Source organism: Novosphingobium sp., from assembly GCF_965229225.1.
Taxonomy (GTDB): domain Bacteria; phylum Pseudomonadota; class Alphaproteobacteria; order Sphingomonadales; family Sphingomonadaceae; genus Novosphingobium.
In genome coordinates, this window is sequence record NZ_OZ245867.1 from 3,337,553 (window position 1) to 3,353,852 (window position 16,300).

General features: G+C 65.6%; 14 protein-coding genes. 8 read left to right on the top strand and 6 right to left on the bottom strand.

Annotated features, from left to right (window positions below):
• Positions 1-56: 56 nt before the first annotated feature.
• On the bottom strand, positions 57-2,246 hold the full coding sequence (gene uvrB, locus ACO06X_RS15600; RefSeq protein WP_421837132.1) for an excinuclease ABC subunit UvrB: 2,190 nt from the start codon (positions 2,244-2,246) through the stop codon (positions 57-59).
• A gap of 275 nt (positions 2,247-2,521) precedes the next feature.
• Between uvrB and ACO06X_RS15605 the strand changes: the two genes are divergently transcribed.
• Together ACO06X_RS15605 and ACO06X_RS15610 are read left to right on the top strand one after the other, a co-directional pair.
• The gene (locus ACO06X_RS15605) at positions 2,522-3,442 is read left to right on the top strand and encodes a DUF481 domain-containing protein (protein WP_421837133.1); all 921 of its coding nucleotides are present in this window, start codon (positions 2,522-2,524) and stop codon (positions 3,440-3,442) included.
• A 77-nt stretch (positions 3,443-3,519) separates the two neighbouring features.
• Positions 3,520-4,068, top strand: a complete 549-nt coding sequence (locus ACO06X_RS15610) for a DUF3617 domain-containing protein (protein WP_421837134.1) — start codon at positions 3,520-3,522, stop codon at positions 4,066-4,068.
• Positions 4,069-4,072: 4 nt separating this feature from the next.
• On the opposite strand, the gene ACO06X_RS15615 is transcribed toward ACO06X_RS15610, so the two are convergent.
• The gene (locus ACO06X_RS15615; protein ID WP_421837135.1) at positions 4,073-6,148 is read right to left on the bottom strand and encodes a molybdopterin oxidoreductase family protein; all 2,076 of its coding nucleotides are present in this window, start codon (positions 6,146-6,148) and stop codon (positions 4,073-4,075) included.
• A 183-nt stretch (positions 6,149-6,331) separates the two neighbouring features.
• Here ACO06X_RS15615 and ACO06X_RS15620 point away from each other — a divergent pair, with 183 nt between their 5' ends.
• From ACO06X_RS15620 to ACO06X_RS15640, 5 genes are all read left to right on the top strand, one after another.
• Complete coding sequence (locus ACO06X_RS15620) at positions 6,332-7,765, top strand: circularly permuted type 2 ATP-grasp protein (protein ID WP_421837136.1); 1,434 nt, start codon at positions 6,332-6,334, stop codon at positions 7,763-7,765.
• A complete protein-coding gene (locus ACO06X_RS15625; protein WP_421837137.1) occupies positions 7,765-8,712 on the top strand; it encodes an alpha-E domain-containing protein in 948 nt (315 codons plus the stop codon). Before ACO06X_RS15620 ends, ACO06X_RS15625 begins: the two co-directional genes overlap by 1 nt.
• 30 nt (positions 8,713-8,742) lie before the next feature.
• The gene (locus ACO06X_RS15630) at positions 8,743-9,555 is read left to right on the top strand and encodes a transglutaminase family protein (RefSeq protein ID WP_421837138.1); all 813 of its coding nucleotides are present in this window, start codon (positions 8,743-8,745) and stop codon (positions 9,553-9,555) included.
• Positions 9,556-9,602: 47 nt separating this feature from the next.
• Entirely contained in the window at positions 9,603-10,355 is a 753-nt protein-coding gene (locus ACO06X_RS15635; protein ID WP_421837139.1) for a peptidase, read from the top strand.
• 239 nt (positions 10,356-10,594) lie between these two features.
• Positions 10,595-11,215, top strand: coding sequence for a response regulator transcription factor (locus ACO06X_RS15640; RefSeq protein WP_421837140.1), 621 nt, complete (start codon positions 10,595-10,597; stop codon positions 11,213-11,215).
• Between the two features lie 29 nt (positions 11,216-11,244).
• Here the strand turns inward: ACO06X_RS15640 and ACO06X_RS15645 are convergent, their stop codons facing one another.
• The 4 genes from ACO06X_RS15645 to ACO06X_RS15660 all read right to left on the bottom strand — a co-directional run bounded on the left by ACO06X_RS15645 (position 11,245) and on the right by ACO06X_RS15660 (position 14,994).
• Entirely contained in the window at positions 11,245-12,369 is a 1,125-nt protein-coding gene (locus ACO06X_RS15645) for an energy transducer TonB (RefSeq protein ID WP_421837141.1), read from the bottom strand.
• A gap of 53 nt (positions 12,370-12,422) precedes the next feature.
• The gene (locus tag ACO06X_RS15650; RefSeq protein ID WP_421837142.1) at positions 12,423-13,238 is read right to left on the bottom strand and encodes a phosphate/phosphite/phosphonate ABC transporter substrate-binding protein; all 816 of its coding nucleotides are present in this window, start codon (positions 13,236-13,238) and stop codon (positions 12,423-12,425) included.
• The gene (locus tag ACO06X_RS15655; RefSeq protein ID WP_421837143.1) at positions 13,235-14,134 is read right to left on the bottom strand and encodes a fatty acid desaturase; all 900 of its coding nucleotides are present in this window, start codon (positions 14,132-14,134) and stop codon (positions 13,235-13,237) included. The genes ACO06X_RS15650 and ACO06X_RS15655 overlap by 4 nt, the downstream gene beginning before the upstream one ends.
• 197 nt (positions 14,135-14,331) lie before the next feature.
• Positions 14,332-14,994, bottom strand: a complete 663-nt coding sequence (locus ACO06X_RS15660) for an extensin family protein (protein WP_421837144.1) — start codon at positions 14,992-14,994, stop codon at positions 14,332-14,334.
• 168 nt (positions 14,995-15,162) lie between these two features.
• Here ACO06X_RS15660 and ACO06X_RS15665 point away from each other — a divergent pair, with 168 nt between their 5' ends.
• Complete coding sequence (locus ACO06X_RS15665) at positions 15,163-16,299, top strand: phosphoserine transaminase (RefSeq protein WP_421837145.1); 1,137 nt, start codon at positions 15,163-15,165, stop codon at positions 16,297-16,299.
• Position 16,300 lies beyond the last annotated feature (1 nt).

Sequence of the window (16,300 nt, forward strand, 5' to 3'; positions counted from 1 at the left end):
CTGTTTGAATCGATACTCCCCCGATTACCCGGTATTCTGGTTCGCCGCGCGAAGCCCTACTTCCCCCACTTCTTCTGGCTCTTCCCAAACCGCGTCTTCCTTGTCCCCGGCTTGCCTTCGTTGCTGCGGCCCACAATCGGCGCTTTCTTCTCGCCGTCCGGCAGGCCGAGCTCGCTCGCTTCAAGCGCGCGGATCTCATCGCGCAGCCGCCCCGCTGTCTCGAATTCCAGATCCGCCGCTGCCGCGCGCATCTTGCGTTCCAGTTCCTCGATATAGGCGCGCAAGTTGTGGCCGACGAGGTTGTTGGCCCCGCCTTCGGTCTCGATCTCCACCAGCACCCCGTCGCGGCTCGCGGTGTCGGCCACGATGTCGTGGATGTCGCGCTTGATCGATTCGGGGGTGATGCCGTGGAGCTCGTTGTAGGCGCGCTGCTTTTCGCGGCGGCGGTCGGTCTCGGCAATCGCCCGTTCCATGCTGCCGGTCATGCGGTCGGCATAGAGGATCACGCGGCCATCGACGTTGCGCGCGGCGCGGCCTATGGTCTGGATCAGTGAGGTTTCACTGCGCAGGAAGCCTTCCTTGTCCGCGTCCAGAATGGTCACCAGCCCGCATTCGGGAATATCGAGCCCCTCGCGCAGCAGGTTGATGCCCACCAGCACGTCATAGACGCCGAGGCGCAAGTCACGGATCAGTTCGATGCGTTCCAGCGTCTCCACGTCCGAATGCATGTAGCGCACCCTCAGGCCCGCCTCGTGCATGAACTCGGTGAGGTCCTCGGCCATGCGCTTGGTCAGCGTGGTGACGAGCGTGCGGTAGCCTGCCTCGGCGGTCTTGCGGCATTCGTTGATGCAGTCCTGCACCTGGTCTTCCACCGGGCGGATCTCCACCGGCGGGTCGATCAGGCCGGTCGGGCGGATCACCTGTTCGGCAAACACGCCGCCCGCCTGCTCCATCTCCCAGTGCCCCGGCGTTGCCGAAACCGCTACGGTCTGCGGGCGCATCGCGTCCCATTCGTTGAAGCGCAGCGGGCGGTTGTCGATGCAGCTTGGCAGGCGGAAGCCATACTCGGCCAGCGTGATCTTGCGGCGGTGGTCGCCTTTGCTCATCGCCCCGATCTGCGGCACGGTCTGGTGGCTTTCGTCCACGAACAGCAGCGCGTTGTCCGGCAGATACTCGAACAGCGTCGGCGGCGGCTCGCCCGGCATGCGGCCCGTCAGAAAGCGCGAGTAGTTCTCGATCCCGGCGCAGCTGCCCGTCGCGTGGATCATTTCGAGGTCGAAGTTGGTGCGCTGCTCCAGCCGCTGCGCCTCCAGCAGCTTGCCTTCCGCTTCCAGTTCCTTGAGCCGCTCGGTCAGCTCGAAGCGAATCGCGTCCGCCGCCTGCTTCATCGTCGGCCCCGGTGTCACGTAGTGCGAATTGGCGTAGACGCGGACCTTGGAAAGCTTCGTGCCGGCCTTGCCCGTCAGCGGATCGAACTCGCTGATGGCCTCGATCTCGTCCCCGAAGAACGACACGCGCCACGCCATGTCCTCGTAGTGCGAGGGGTAGATCTCCAGATTATCCCCCCGCACGCGGAAATTGCCGCGCTGGAAGGCGGCATCGTTGCGCTTGTATTGCAGCGCCACCAGCTTGCGGATGATCTCGTGGTTGTCGACCGTGTCGCCCACCTTGAGATCGAAGATCATCGCCGAATAGGTCTCGACCGAGCCGATGCCGTAGAGGCACGAGACCGAGGCGACGATGATCACATCGTCCCGCTCCAGCAGCGCGCGCGTGGCCGAATGGCGCATCCGGTCGATCGCCTCGTTCACCGAGCTTTCCTTCTCGATGTACGTGTCCGACCGGGGCACGTAGGCTTCGGGCTGGTAGTAGTCGTAGTAGGAGACGAAGTACTCGACCGCGTTCTCCGGAAAGAAGCTCTTCATCTCGCCATAAAGCTGCGCGGCGAGGATCTTGTTGGGCGCGAGGATCAGCGCGGGGCGCTGCAGTTCCTCGATCACTTTGGCCATCGTGAAGGTCTTGCCACTACCGGTCACGCCGAGCAGCACCTGCGTCACCTCGCCATCCTTTGCCGAGGCGACGAGATCGGCAATCGCGGTCGGCTGGTCGCCCGCCGGCTGGTATTCGGAGACAACGCGGAACGGCCGCCCGCCTTCCGATTTCTCGGGTCGCACGGGCTTGTGCGGAACGAAGTTTTCAGAGGTATCGGGCTCTTCCAAGCCCCTGCGGATCACGAGTTCGGCCATCCGCCGAATATGGGGAACAAACCGCGTCCATGCAATCGGCACGCGTTGCCCGTTATACCTTTTCCTGCACCCGGAAGCGGCCCTGAATACGTCGGCATGGCTGGCTGCCTGTGCCGCGATGGATAGGCATGGGGCGGCGTTTGCTATATTGCGCCCGGTGGTAGCATGACCACCGCAAGCCACCTTGCGGCATGTGAAGGATCAGGGAACTGCAGCTCTCTCAGCGCATCATCGCGGTCGCGGTCCTCGCCGTCCTGCTGCCCTCGGCGCCGGTGATGGCGCAGGATGCGGTGCCGGAGGCGGGGCCATTGCCCCCCGCGATGGCGGACGTGCTGGCAGCGGTCGAAGCCTCGCACGATCCGCGCGCGCTCGACGCGCTGGTGCAATATCTGCAGCACGCGCATCCCGAAGCCCAGGCGGCTATATCGGCCTGGGCCCTGCGCCGCAGCGTGCTGGTGTGGCTGGCCGAGCCCGTCCCGCTGGCGAGAAGGGAGGTCAAGGTCGAGCTTCCGCTTGAGGGTCCCGAGCCCTTGCAGCCCGACCTCTTCGCCCTGCCCGTCAAATGGAGCGGCGAAGGCGAACTGGGAGCCTTCGTCAGCACTGGCAGCGCGCCGGGTTCAGGCTTTGTCGGGCGCCTCACCGTGATCGCGGAGAAGGGGCGCTGGCGCGTCGCCACATCGGGCCGGATCGATTACCAGAAGACCTCTGACGAGGTGACGCGAAACCAGATCAGGCTGACGCTGGAGCCCAATTACAAGTTCGATGACCATGGCTATGTGTTCGGCCTCGGCCAGTACGAGCGTGATCGCTTTCAGGGCTTCATTGACCGGTACAGCCTGTCGGCCGGGCTCGGTTACAATCTGCTCGAGGGGGACGGCCGGAAGCTGAGCATCAAGGCAGGCCCCGCCTTGCGCGTGACCCAGCCTGTGGAGGGGCCGCAGGAGCAGACCCTTTCGGCAGTCGCGCTTGCCGATCTCAAGGTCAGGCTCACCCCCACGTTGAATTACAGCCAGGAAGTCAGCACCTATTTCGATGCGGTCCGCCGCACCTACTATACGCTCGCCGCGCTGGATTCGCGCCTGAGCAGCAAGCTCAAGGCCCGGCTTTCGTACACGCTGCAGCACGAAGCCGGCTCGGGAGTCGCGCGCACATTGACGGACACCACCAGCCGGCTCACGCTGCTTTACGGGTTCTAGGCCGGCGACGCGGATCATTGGAAAACCGCCGCGCGGGTGTTAGCCCTGTCATCACATCAGCGAGAGGACCTGAACCCATGCGCCTGCCCCTTCTGCCACTCGTGGCTCTTTCCACCGCACTGGCGCTGGCCGGCTGTGGCAGCGGGAAAACCGTCACCGCCACCAACGAAAGCGTTTCGGACGTGGCCAAGAAGGTGTCCGACGCGGGGCTGCGGTTCAATCCCGGGCGGTGGGAATCGACGATGAAGTTCGTCAAGATCGAGATGGAAGGCATGCCGCCCGAAGCCAGGGAAATGATGGGCAAGGTGCTCGGCAAGGACCGCACCTTTGCCACCTGCCTGACCAAGGAAGAAGCCGAGAAGCCCGACGCCAAGTTCTTCGGCCAGGCCGACGAGCGCTGCAAGTATGACAGCTTCAGCATGGGCGGCGGCAAGATCGATGCGAAGATGACCTGCAAGGCGGAGCAGGGGGTGCAGACCATGGCCATGGTCGGCAACTACACGCCCGAGACCTACCAGATGACGATGTCGATTGGCGGCATGGGGCCGCAGGGCAAGCCGATGTCGATGCAGATGGAACTGAACGCCAAGCACAACGGCGAATGCACCGGCAAGGAAGAGAAGTAGGCGGCTATTCCGCCGCTTCCAGCGCCGCCCTTGCCACCTCCACCTGCACGCCCGAAAGCGCGGCGTTGCCCGAAAGCGGATCGAGCGCGCCGGATTCGGTGAGTGCATTGGCGCTGACCCCGGCGCGGCTGCGTGCCACTTGCATCGCCATGCCGGGCAGATCATGCCCCCAGCCGTGTGGAATCGAGACAGTGCCGGGCATCATGTCGTCGGTCACTTCGGCGGGGATGATGACTTCGCCCGAGGATGAGCGGACAGCCGCCATGTCGCCGTCTTCAAGGCCCAGCGGCGCGGCATCGTGCGGATGGATCATCAGCGTGCAGCGGTTGGGCCCCTTGGTCAGGCGGTGGCTGTTGGCGAGCCAGGAATTGTTGGTGCGCAAATGCCGCCGCCCGATCAGGGTGAGCTTGCCGCTATCGGGCACTTCCACCTCGATCGCCGCGAGCGCGTCCATGAAGGCGGGCACGGCGCAGCGCACCGTCTGATCGTCGCTGCGCAGGCGTTCGGGGAGCACGCCCGTTTTCGGCGGGCCGAAATCGAGGCCCGATGGCGCGGCTTCCACTTCGGCGAGCGAGACCTTGTAGGGTCCGCTCTTCAACATGCTGTCGAGCGCCTCGCGCGGGGTCGGCTCCTGCACCGGCTTGCCGCTGATGGCGGCTGCCAGCCCGCGCAGGATTTCCCAGTCGTGCAGCGCGGCGGGGTCTTCCTTTTCCAGCGTCGGCTTTGAATAGGCAGCGATGTTGCGCACCGCCATCGGCAGCAGGAACAGGCCGTAGTGGTCGCGCTCCAAGGGCCCCGTCGGCGGCAGGATATAGTGCGCGCGGCGGCTGGTGGCGTTACGGTACATATCGACCGAGACCATCAGTTCGAGCCCTGCCAGCGTCTTGTCGAGCCGGGGGCCATTGGGGGTCGAAAGCACTGGATTGCCCGCGACCACGAACAGCGCCTTGATCTGGCCTTCGCCCGGCGTCTCGATCTCCTCGGCCAGCGCGGCGGCGGGAAACTCGCCCAGCACCGACTTGTGGCCCGAAACGCGCGAGGTGAACTTGCCGAGCGAGCCGCGCGGGAACATCGCCAGCGTATCGAGCGCGGGGATCGGGAAGACCGTCCCGCCCTCGCGGTCCAATTGCCCTGCCGCGATATTGATCAGCGCGATCAGCCAGGCATTGAGCGTCCCATGCCGCTGCGTGGCAATCCCAAGCCGGCCATAGAGCGCGGCCGGACCCGAAGTCAGCCGTTCTGCCAGCCACGCCACGTCTTCGGCCGCAACGCAGGAGGCCGCGAGGCACGCCGCATCATCAAACCGGGCGAGCAGCGCGGACACTTCGGGAAGCCCGGTCACGAAGTCTTGCACCGGCTGGAAGGGCCTGCTCGCCATCACGGCCTTGAGCAGTGCGACGAGCAGGAACACGTCGCTCGCGGGGCGCACGAACACGTGCCGGTCGGCAATCTTGGCGGTCTCGGTGCGGCGCGGGTCGATCACCACGAGCTTCCCGCCCCGCGCCTTCAACGCGCGGACGCGATTGCGGAAATCGGGCACGGTCCAGACCGAGCCGTTGGACGCCATCGGATTGCCGCCGATGATGATCAGCGTCTCGGTGCGGTCGATATCCGGTATGCCGAACATGCTGGCATGGCCATACATCAGCAGGTTCGCCACCTGATGCGGCATCTGGTCCACCGTGCTCGCGGAGAACTGGTTTTTCGTCCCCAGCGCCTTGGTCAGGTGATGGGCATTCAGCGCGTTGCCATAGGAGTGCGCGTTGGGATTGCCGACATAAGTCGCGGTGCTGGCGGGATCGCGGGCGAGAATGGCGCGGGCCTTCTCGCCGATCTCGCGGAAGGCCTGCTCCCAGCTGATTTCGTGCCATTCCTCGCCCACGCGCTTTTGCGGCGCGCGCAGGCGGTCTGGATCGTTCTGCAGGTCTTCCAGCGCGGTCGCCTTGGGGCAGATGTGCCCGCGCGAGAGGGGGTTGTCGGGGTCGCCCTTGATGGAGAGGACGCGGCGCCCTTCCACCTCCACCAGCACGCCGCAATTGGCTTCGCAGATATGGCAGGTGCGGTGGTGGATCTCGCCCATGGCTTGCTCTCTCCCGGAAATTAGCCGTGCGGTTAAACGTGTCACCTTGGCACGGCCAAGGCAAGCGCGAAGCGGCGAAACCCTTTGCCGCGCAGTTCAGTTACAAATTTGTCTCGCAAGTGCAGCATGGCGCTTGGCAAACCTCCCGCGCTGTGCAAGCTTCGTGCGCATCGGGATGATCGCATGACCAACGCCTCGCCCTCGTCTTATGACGAGATGTTTGCCGCCGATGGCTCGGTGCGTCCGGCCTATCGCGGGTACAGCGAATGGTATCAAAACCAGCCCGCCGATCTGCTGCGCCGCAAGGGAACCGAGGCGGAGGCGTTCTTCCGCCGTACCGGCATCACCTTCAATGTCTACGGGAGCGAGGACGCCGAAGAGCGGCTGATCCCGTTCGACATGGTGCCGCGCATCATCACCGCGCACCAGTGGCGGCGGCTTTCGCGCGGGATCGAGCAGCGCGTGCGCGCGCTCAATGCGTTCCTCCATGATCTTTACCACCGGCAGGAAATCGTCCGATCGGGCCGCCTGCCCGCGCGCCTGCTGGAGAAGAACCCGGCCTTCCTGCCGCAGATGGTCGGCTTCACGCCGCCGGGCGGGGTCTACACCCACATCGTCGGCATCGATCTCGTCCGCACCGGCGAGGACGATTTCATGGTGCTCGAAGACAACGCGCGCACGCCCTCCGGCGTCTCCTACATGCTGGAGAACCGCGAGACGATGATGGCGATGTTCCCGGAACTGTTCACGCGGGTCCGCGTGCGCGAGGTTTCGGACTATCCGCGCCGCCTTGCGCGCAGCCTCGCCGCCTGCCTGCCGCCCGCCGCCAAGGGCCACCAGCCGGTCGTCGCGGTGCTGACGCCCGGCATCTACAACTCCGCCTATTTCGAACACGCCTTCCTCGCCGATCAAATGGGCGCCGAACTGGTCGAGGGCAGCGACCTGCGCATTGAGAACGGCCGCATCGCCATGCGCACCACGCAGGGCTACACACCGATCGACGTGCTCTACCGCCGGGTGGACGACGATTATCTCGATCCGCTGTCGTTCAAGCCGGAAAGCCAGCTTGGCGTTTCGGGCATCATGGACGTCTACCGCGCGGGCGGGATCACCATTGCCAATGCGCCGGGCACGGGCATCGCCGATGACAAGGCGATCTACTCGTTCATGCCCGAAATCGTCGAATTCTACACCGGCGAGAAGCCCATCCTGCCCAATGTGCCGACCTGGCGCTGTTCGGAGCCGGATGCGCTCAAGTATGTGCTCGAGCATCTCTCGGAACTGGTGGTGAAGGAAGTCCACGGCTCGGGCGGCTATGGCATGCTGATCGGGCCGACCTCGACGAAGAAGGAAATCGCCGCCTTCGCCGCCAAGCTTGCCGCGCGGCCGCACAATTATATCGCGCAGCCCACGCTGTCGCTTTCCACCGTGCCGATCCTTGGCCGCGGCGGGCTCACCCCGCGCCATGTCGATCTGCGGCCCTTCGTGCTCGTCTCCCCCGGCGGGATCGACATCACGCCCGGCGGCCTCACCCGCGTCGCGCTCAAGAAGGGCTCGCTGGTGGTGAACTCGTCGCAGGGTGGGGGCACCAAGGACAGCTGGGTGCTGGACGACTGATGCTGGGAAGAAGCGCCAACGGCATTTTCTGGCTGTTCCGCAATCTCGAGCGGGCAGAGAATACCGCGCGCCTGATCGAGGCGGGCTTCCGCATGGCGCTCACCCGCGATGCGCGCGACGCCAGCGACGAATGGCGCTCGGTCATCGTCACGCTGGGGCTGCGCGCGCTCTACGAGACAAAGTTCGGCACCGATTATGCCGGACCCAACGTGATCAACTTCATCCTGCGCGACAAGGATAACCCCGGCAACGTGCTCGCCATGTGCGAACTGGCGCGCACCAATGCGCGCATGGTCCGCGCCGGGATCACGCGCGAGGTGTGGGAATCGGTCAACGACAGCTGGCTGCGCATGCGCGATCTGCTGGCCCGGCCGGTCGCTGAAACGCGGCTCGGTGCGGTGCTCGATACGCTCCGCCGCCAATCGACGCAGGTGCGCGGCGCGATGGAAGGCACCATGCTGCGCAACGAGATCTACAATTTTGCGCGCATCGGCAGCTTCATCGAGCGGGCGGACAACACCGCGCGCATTCTCGATGTGAAGTACTACGTGCTGCTGCCCTCGATTTCCTATGTCGGCTCCAGCCTTGATAACGTGCAGTGGGAAAACGTGCTGCGCAGCCTCGCGGGGGAGCGCGCCTATCGCTGGCTCAATGCCGGCCGCATGGAAGCGCGCGGGATTGCGGAGTTCCTCATCCTCGATAGCCGGTTCCCGCGCAGCCTGGCGTTCTGCTACGGCAAGCTGCGTTCGAACCTCGCCCACCTCGCGCGCGAATATGGCTGCGAGACCGAGGCGCATGCCATCCTGCAGGAAGCGGACTGCGATCTCCACACGATCACGATCGACGCGATTTTCGAGCAGGGCCTCCACGAGTACATCGCGAAGTTCATCAGCCGGAACACGCGGCTCGCCAACCAGATCCAGTACGACTATCGGTTCATCGATTAGGCGCTTCATCGATTAAGGGAAAACGACCGCTTGCGACTCTGGGTCGATCATACCACGCACTATACGTTCTCCGCCCCGGCGGCGCGGGGGCTGCAACGTCTGCGCCTGACACCCAAGACCAGCGCGGGGCAATCGATCGTGGCGTGGAAGATCGGGCTCGAAGGCGCGCGGCAGGAAGTCGAGTATGATGACGAGAACGCCAACCACGTCACGCTGATCGCGTTCGAACCGGGCGTGACCGAAGTGACGATCCGCTGCGAAGGCGTGGTCGATACCAACGACAAGGCCGGCATCGTCGGTCATCACGCGGGCTACCTGCCGCTGTGGCATTTTCGCCAGCCGACCGAGCTGACAAGCGGCGGCCCGCGGCTGCGGTCGCTGATTGCGGGCCTTTCGGGCAAGCAGGATACGCTGGAAAAGCTCCACTCGCTCTCCGCCCTCGTGCGTGGATCGGTGGAATACGGCTCGGGCCATACCGATACCGCGAGCAACGCCGAGGCCGTGCTCGCCGCCGGGCACGGGGTGTGCCAGGATCATGCCCACGTGTTCATCGCGGCGGCGCGCGCGCTCGGCGTGCCGGCGCGCTATGTCAGCGGCTACCTGATGATGAAGGACCGCGTCGAGCAGGACGCCGGCCACGCCTGGGCCGAGGCCATGGTCGATGGGCTCGGCTGGGTGGGCTTTGACATATCCAACGGAATCTCGCCCGATCCGCATTACGTCCGTGTCGCGACGGGCCGGGATTATCGCGATGCTGCCCCTGTCACCGGCATCCGCTACGGTGCCTATGACGAAACATTGCACGTGAAGCTTGCCGTCGCGCAGCAGCGTGTGGAACAGTGACCTCGCACGCGAGTCCGGGCGACGCCAGACAACGAGGGGCAGGACCAATGACGTATTGCGTGGGGATGGTGCTCGACAAGGGCCTCGTGCTGATGAGCGATACCCGCACGAACTCGGGCGTCGACAACATTTCCACGTTCCGCAAGATGTTCACCTGGTCCGTTCCGGGCGAGCGGATCATCTCGATCATGACCGCAGGCAATCTGGCGACCACGCAGGCCGTGATCAGCCAGCTGGAAGAACGCAACAAGACACCGGGCGAGCGCCGCCCATCGATCCTCGATGCGCCGACGATGTTCCAGATCGCGACGATTGTCGGCCGCCTGCTGCGCGATGTGATCGAGGGGCGGCAGGATGATACCGGGATGCAGGGCGAAGGCCCGCGCTTCACCGCCTCGATGATCGTTGCCGGTCAGATCAAGGACATGGAGCCACGCCTGTTCCTGATCTATCCCGAAGGCAATTTCATCGAAGCCTCGTTCGATACGCCCTTCTTCCAGATCGGTGAGACCAAGTATGGCCGCCCCATCCTCGTGCGCGGCTACGACAAGACGATGAGCTTCGAGGACGCGGTCAAGCTGCTCATGGTCTCGTTCGATTCGACGCTGGCGGCCAATCTCTCGGTTGGCCTGCCGTTCGATCTCATGGTGATCGAGCGCGACCGGTTTGAACCGCTGCACCACAAGCGGATCACGGCGGAAGACCCGTTTTTCAAGCTGATATCCTCAAGCTGGGGCGAGGCGCTGCGTTCGGCGTTCTATTCGCTGCCAGACTACAGCTTTGAAGATCCGGTGACCTGATCCGCATCCGGTTTCGTTAACGCAGCCGGATGTACGGGTAAACACTTATCCAAATCGGTTCGCGATCCGGGGTAAGCCTGATGGGGCTTACTTAGCACCTTTGCTGCCGAACTGACTCCATTCCGGAGCATAATTCCCTAAGGGAATGGTGTATTTGCGGCGCCCTGGCGGCGCTTGTGGGTTCAGAACGAAGCTAACCTCATTGGCGTGGTGGCCGGTGTTCATGGTTTGGTTAACCCATGATCGAACGCGTCACACTCCATGTCCTCGATAGCGACACAGCCCGCCGGGCCCAGCTCGCTCGTCTCGCATTTGCCGCAGGGCATCATGCGGAAATCTATGCCCACGCGGATGAGCTGCTCAGCCATGCGCCGACGGGCGGCCTTGTCCTCGCGCAGGATGAGCCGGTGGGCGAGGGGATAACCAGCCTCGTCGCTGCCATGATGCGCGCCGGGCAGTGGCTGCCGATCATCGCGATCGCCGAAGCGCCGACGATCGACGCGGTGGTCGCCGCGATCAAGGCCGGCGCGCTCGACTATCTCACCGTGCCCGAACAGATCGCCCCGCTGAACGAGGCGGTGGCCCGCTGTGCCCGTGAAGCCGATACCCAGCGCCAGCAGCGCGCCCGCGCAGCCGAAGCCCGCCAGCGCATTTCCCGCCTCTCGATGCGCGAACGGGAAGTGCTCGATCGCCTCGCCGAAGGGTGCAGCAACAAGGCCATCGCGCGTGATCTCGAAATCAGCCCGCGCACGGTCGAGATCCACCGCATGAAGATGATGGGCAAGCTCGGCGCCCGCCACGCGGCCGAAGCCGTGCGCCTGCGGATCGAGGCCACCGGCCTGGGCAATATCGCGGCCTGAGGCTTGCTTTCCGGCTCCGGCGCCTGCCGCTACTCCGCCGGGATCACCCAGCGGAAATCCTTGGTCTCATATCGCAGGCCGGAAAAGTCCGAGATTCTTTTGCTGAAGGCAAAGTGCAGGCGGCGCATCGCAACCTTGCAGGTCATGTTGTCGAGATAGGCCGTGCCTGATGAGCCGATCGGCCGGCAGCTCGCCGGTTCGCCATCGCGGCGAAAGCCCACCAGGATCTTCACCTTGCCTTCGATTTCCTCCCGCAGCGCAAGGCTGGGATAGTCATTCTCGGAAACCTTTGATTCCAGCGATCCGTTGCCGGTTCCGACCGGCGGGCGTTCGTCGAAGGGCACTTGGGGATAGACTATATCGACATCGCGCCAGATCAGCCGCTGGCCGACCGTGATCTCGCTGCGGTTCGGCCCCAGCCGGATCGCGATATAGGCGATCTGGACGCGCGCCGGTGCGGCAGGTGGGCGTGCGGACCGGGCAGCGGCGCGCACCGGTCGGCCCGCCGATTTGCGCGGCGCGCCCCTGCCCGCACCAGCCCTGCGCACATTCGGGCGAACCGGGGCGGGGGGCGGCACCGCGGCGGCCGACGGAAGCGGCGCGAAGCCGGGCCGCCCGGCGCGGGTCCAGGCCGCGCAGATTTCGGCCTCTTCCCACTCGGAAAACGGATTGGCCTCGATCTGGCAGCGCCCGTCGATCATGACCACGGTGACATCGTAGCCCTTCCCAGCAGGCAGGATCGCGATCGGATCCAGCGGGGTGAGCAAAGTTCGGCCCCAGAACGCAACCGCCAGCTGTCCGGTATCATAGGGCAGATCAAAGCCGAAGTTGCGCCGGAACTCCCCCTTTGCCTTGATCTGCTCGCACAGCGCTGCCACCCCGCGCGCCGTGCTGCCGGTTTCGCCGGGTACGCAGGCAACCGCGCGGCCCTGGTGGTTGAACGTGATCCGGGCGGTTCCAAGTTCCGCATCGCCCGGCCCAAACGTGGTGACACCCATGGCCGCCAGCACCGGGTCGGAGTCCGGATAGAACTGCAGATCGCCCGCGCCGGCCAGATCGACATTGTCGCTGCCGATCATCACCTGTTCGTGCGGCGAGGGTAGCGGTGGTGGCGGCGGGGCGGCTGCAGCCAGCGCCAGTGCGGAAAGGATCATCGGCATCGCAGCATGCTAACCGGCGGCAAATGTCATGGGAAGGCCGCGCGCGCTCAGCCCTGCGGACGTGCGATGCCGGCGGCATCCGCGATGCGCTCCAGTTCCAGCACCTCGTCGTAGGCCGCAGCATCGATCGGCTCGGCGCCCAGCAGTAGGAGGTCCGCGCGGGTCTCCGCCAGTTCCGGCGCATGCATCGCCGCCAGCAGCGCTGCCTGCACCAGCTGCGCGACCGGTTCCGGCGTTGCCCGCGCGGTCACAAAGGGCAGTGCGGGGACCTTGCGGGAAACGGCGATGACCTTCAGCTCTTCGCGCAGACCGGGATAGCTCGCCTCGGCAGCGGCAAAGGTCACCGCGTCAATCGCGGCCAGCTCCGCCTCGCCCGCCGCGACTGCGCGCATGCTGGCGACATGGCCGCCGGTGCGGACAAAGCCGGAGAAGAAGGGGCCGGGTCCGCACTGCTCGGCAACGGTGTGGCGCAGCAGGTTCACGCCGGTGTTCGAGGCAGGTTCATTGATCGCCGCGACCGCGCCGCGATAGTCCGCCAGCGCCGTGCGGGCATCCCCGGCGCGGGCGACGATCACGCTGCTGTGGCGCGTCCCTTCGCAATGAGGGGCGCCATAGCGGGGCACTGCCAGCACGCGCAGGTGGTCCTTGTGAAAGCGCGCGAAAGGATAGCCGCAGGCCTGCCCGAACAGCAGCGCCGGATCCGGCCAGAGCGCATCCGGGGCGCGGGTCCGCTCGAGATTGGCGGGCACGTCGCAAACGCCTTCGGCCGCGAGGCGGGCCGCGATCCAATGCCAGAGCGAATCGTTGGCGGCGCGCTGGGCGGGGTGATCGTACATGCCCAGCGAGGCGACCGGTCCGCTCATCCCCCGGTGGGCTTGTAGTCAGGATGCACAAGTTCGTCGTGCGGGCGCAGTGCGAAGCGGCGCAGCAAGGCACCGTAGGAGAGATAGACCGGGCCGGCAGGAACCTTGCCGCGCCGCGCGGCGTGGAAGCGCGGCAGGCGGTACCATGCAAGGTCCGGCCGGGCGTGGTGCGCCGCATGGAGATTGTTGTTGAGATAGAGCAGCGCGAGCAGCCCCCCGCGCTCGACAGTGGCCGCGCGGCGCGCCGGATCGGGATCGGCGCGGTGCTCGGCATGGCTGCGCAGCATCGAAAGCGCGGTGCCGGGATAGACGAAGCACAGCAGATAAGTGCCCAGGCCCAGGCCGCACCAGTTCAGCCAGAACAGGATCACGGCCACGCCCGCGCAATGCGGCAGCCAATCGCGCAGGAAAGCGCCGGGTTCATGTCGCAGCCGGGCCAGTTCTTCCACCAGCGTCCGCGCCACCACGATCGGCGGACCGAGCACGAGCCGGCCGATGAGCGTCTGCTGCACGCGCTCGCTCCACCACAGCAGGCTGCCTTCGCTGGCGACGTATTTCGATTCCGGATCGTCGAACGGATCGGTCGTCAGCCTCGTGGAATGGTGCGCCACGTGGCTGCGGTAGTAGATTTCATAGGGAAGCCAGATGTTGATCGGCGGCCAGCCAATCAGCGTGTTGATGAGTGGACTGCGTGTCGGGTGGCCGTGGATGGTCTCATGCTGCAGCGAATTGTGCCAGGCGTTGATCCAGCCGCCGGCCACGAACAGCACGGCGAGGGGCAGTGCCGCATGCCACCAGGTGAGGGCCAGCCAACCGCCGTAGATCGTGGCGGCAAGCAGCAGGGTTGGCAGTTCGACCCATCCCTGCGGACGGCGCGGCGAGCCTCGCATGCGCATCAGGCTACGCTCCCCGTGGCCGCTTCCTGCGGCAGGCAAATGAAAACACCCGGCAAACCGAACGCGTCAACGTAACGAATCATCGCAACCCCACCTGGCCCGATACGGAACTCAACAAACTTGGTTGAGAAGGGCAAGCGAAGAGATATTTAAAAGTGCGCAGGGCGGAATTCAGCGCCCCTGCAGTCGGCCCGCCCTTATTGGCAGAATGGCCTGCCGCTGCCGACCTCGAGGTGGAAGTGATCGCGGTGCGCGGCGTTGTACTCGGGGCTCAGCACCGTGCCGAAGCGCTTGCACGCGCTGGTCCGGATCGTGGCAATGAACGCGCGGATCTGCGGGTTTTCGCTGTCCCAATCGCGCAGGACGGTGATGCGCCGTCCGTCCGCCAGCACGAAGCCGCTGACGTCGACGGCATTGGCGCTGGCGTGGGCGGAAAGGCGCGATGTGCCGGCAACGGTGCGGCAGGCATAGCTGCCCATCGTCTCGATCCGCACCAGCGGACTGCCGAGAATCGCCCGCGCTGCGCGGTCCACGCCGAAGCGCGCCCAGCCGGAGAGGGTGCTGGCCAGCGGGCAGGTCACCGGGCCGAGGTTCGAGATCTGAAGCATGCCGCCGTCGCTGCGGAGCGAAGCGATTCGCACCGCGCCCACCGCCGAGCAGCCCGCGCCATAGTACTGGTCCGGTAGCGGGGTGAAATTCGCATACTTCTGGCTGAGATTGGCGAGGCACATGCGGCTGTCCGGCGCAGCGCGCGGGTTCCAGGTGGTCGCCGTGCGCACGGGGCGCGGGGCCGGCGGTGGTCCGCCAACGCAGCCGGCGAGCAGCACCGGCAGGGTGAGCGCAAGCGTGAGGGCAACCATGCGAACCATGCCGGCAATGTGCCGCACCGATGGTTAATTTGCGATTAGGAACAAGCTTAAGGGAAGTCCCACCCCTGACGCAGGTTGACAGGATCACCCCTGCCACTATGCACGGCGCCGGGCCACGCGGTCCCAACGCCGCGCGTGCTCTCTGCAAGGAGAGACTACATGACTGCACAAATGCCGGCGCGCAAACCCGCGCGCCCTCACTTCTCGTCCGGCCCCTGCGCCAAGCCGCCCGGATACGATCCCGCCAAACTCGCCACCGAAGTGCTCGGGCGCTCGCATCGCTCGAAGATCGGCAAGACGCGTCTGCAGCTGTGCATCGACCTGATGCGCGAAGTGCTGCAGCTGCCCGATACGCACCGCATCGGCGTTGTTCCGGGGTCTGACACCGGCGCCTTCGAAATGGCGATGTGGACGATGCTGGGCGCCCGCGGCGTGACCGCGATGGCTTGGGAAAGCTTTGGTGAGGGCTGGGTCACCGATGCGGTCAAGCAGCTCAAGATCGATCCCACGGTGATCCGCGCCGATTACGGCCAGCTGCCCGATCTTTCCGTCGTCGATTTCTCGACCGACGTGCTCTTCACCTGGAACGGTACCACTTCGGGCGTGCGCGTCCCCAATGGCGACTGGATCCCGGACGACCGCGAGGGCCTGACCTTCGCCGACGCAACCAGCGCGGTCTTCGCCTACGACATTCCGTGGGACAAGATCGACGTCGCCACGTTCTCCTGGCAGAAGGTGCTGGGCGGCGAGGGCGGCCACGGTGTCCTGATCCTCGGCCCCCGCGCCGTCGAACGCCTCGAAACCTACACCCCCGCCTGGCCGCTCCCCAAGGTGTTCCGCCTTGTTTCCAAGGGCAAGCTGACGGAAGGCGTGTTCAAGGGCGAGACGATCAACACCCCCTCGATGCTTGCGGTGGAAGACGCCATCTTCGCGCTCGAATGGGCCAAGTCGGTTGGCGGGCTCGAAGGCCTCAAGGCCCGCTGCGCCGCCAATTCCGCCGCGCTCGACAAGCTGGTGCAGGAGCGCAGCTGGCTCGGCCACCTCGCCGCCGATCCCGCCTCGCGCTCGATGACCTCGGTGTGCCTCACCGTCGAAGGCGCGGACGAGGCGCTGATCAAGGCGTTTGCCGGCCTCCTCGAAAAGGCCGGTGCGGCCTATGACGTCGCCGGATACCGCGATGCACCCCCGGGCCTGCGCATCTGGTGCGGCGCCACCGTCGATGCGGCGGATATTGCCGATCTCGGTCCCTGGCTCGATTGGGCCTGGGCTGAAGTCAAGGCCACCGCCTCCGCCTGAT

What these genes read in the sequence shown, in the direction of transcription:
- uvrB (WP_421837132.1), bottom strand. Translation starts at nt 2,246, where the DNA reads ATGGCCGAACTCGTGATCCGCAGGGGCTTGGAAGAGCCCGATACCTCT.
- ACO06X_RS15605 (WP_421837133.1), top strand. Translation starts at nt 2,522, where the DNA reads ATGGCGCAGGATGCGGTGCCGGAGGCGGGGCCATTGCCCCCCGCGATG.
- ACO06X_RS15610 (WP_421837134.1), top strand. Translation starts at nt 3,520, where the DNA reads ATGCGCCTGCCCCTTCTGCCACTCGTGGCTCTTTCCACCGCACTGGCG.
- ACO06X_RS15615 (WP_421837135.1), bottom strand. Translation starts at nt 6,148, where the DNA reads ATGGGCGAGATCCACCACCGCACCTGCCATATCTGCGAAGCCAATTGC.
- ACO06X_RS15620 (WP_421837136.1), top strand. Translation starts at nt 6,332, where the DNA reads ATGACCAACGCCTCGCCCTCGTCTTATGACGAGATGTTTGCCGCCGAT.
- ACO06X_RS15625 (WP_421837137.1), top strand. Translation starts at nt 7,765, where the DNA reads ATGCTGGGAAGAAGCGCCAACGGCATTTTCTGGCTGTTCCGCAATCTC.
- ACO06X_RS15635 (WP_421837139.1), top strand. Translation starts at nt 9,603, where the DNA reads ATGACGTATTGCGTGGGGATGGTGCTCGACAAGGGCCTCGTGCTGATG.
- ACO06X_RS15640 (WP_421837140.1), top strand. Translation starts at nt 10,595, where the DNA reads ATGATCGAACGCGTCACACTCCATGTCCTCGATAGCGACACAGCCCGC.
- ACO06X_RS15645 (WP_421837141.1), bottom strand. Translation starts at nt 12,369, where the DNA reads ATGATCCTTTCCGCACTGGCGCTGGCTGCAGCCGCCCCGCCGCCACCA.
- ACO06X_RS15650 (WP_421837142.1), bottom strand. Translation starts at nt 13,238, where the DNA reads ATGAGCGGACCGGTCGCCTCGCTGGGCATGTACGATCACCCCGCCCAG.
- ACO06X_RS15655 (WP_421837143.1), bottom strand. Translation starts at nt 14,134, where the DNA reads ATGCGCATGCGAGGCTCGCCGCGCCGTCCGCAGGGATGGGTCGAACTG.
- ACO06X_RS15660 (WP_421837144.1), bottom strand. Translation starts at nt 14,994, where the DNA reads ATGGTTGCCCTCACGCTTGCGCTCACCCTGCCGGTGCTGCTCGCCGGC.
- ACO06X_RS15665 (WP_421837145.1), top strand. Translation starts at nt 15,163, where the DNA reads ATGACTGCACAAATGCCGGCGCGCAAACCCGCGCGCCCTCACTTCTCG.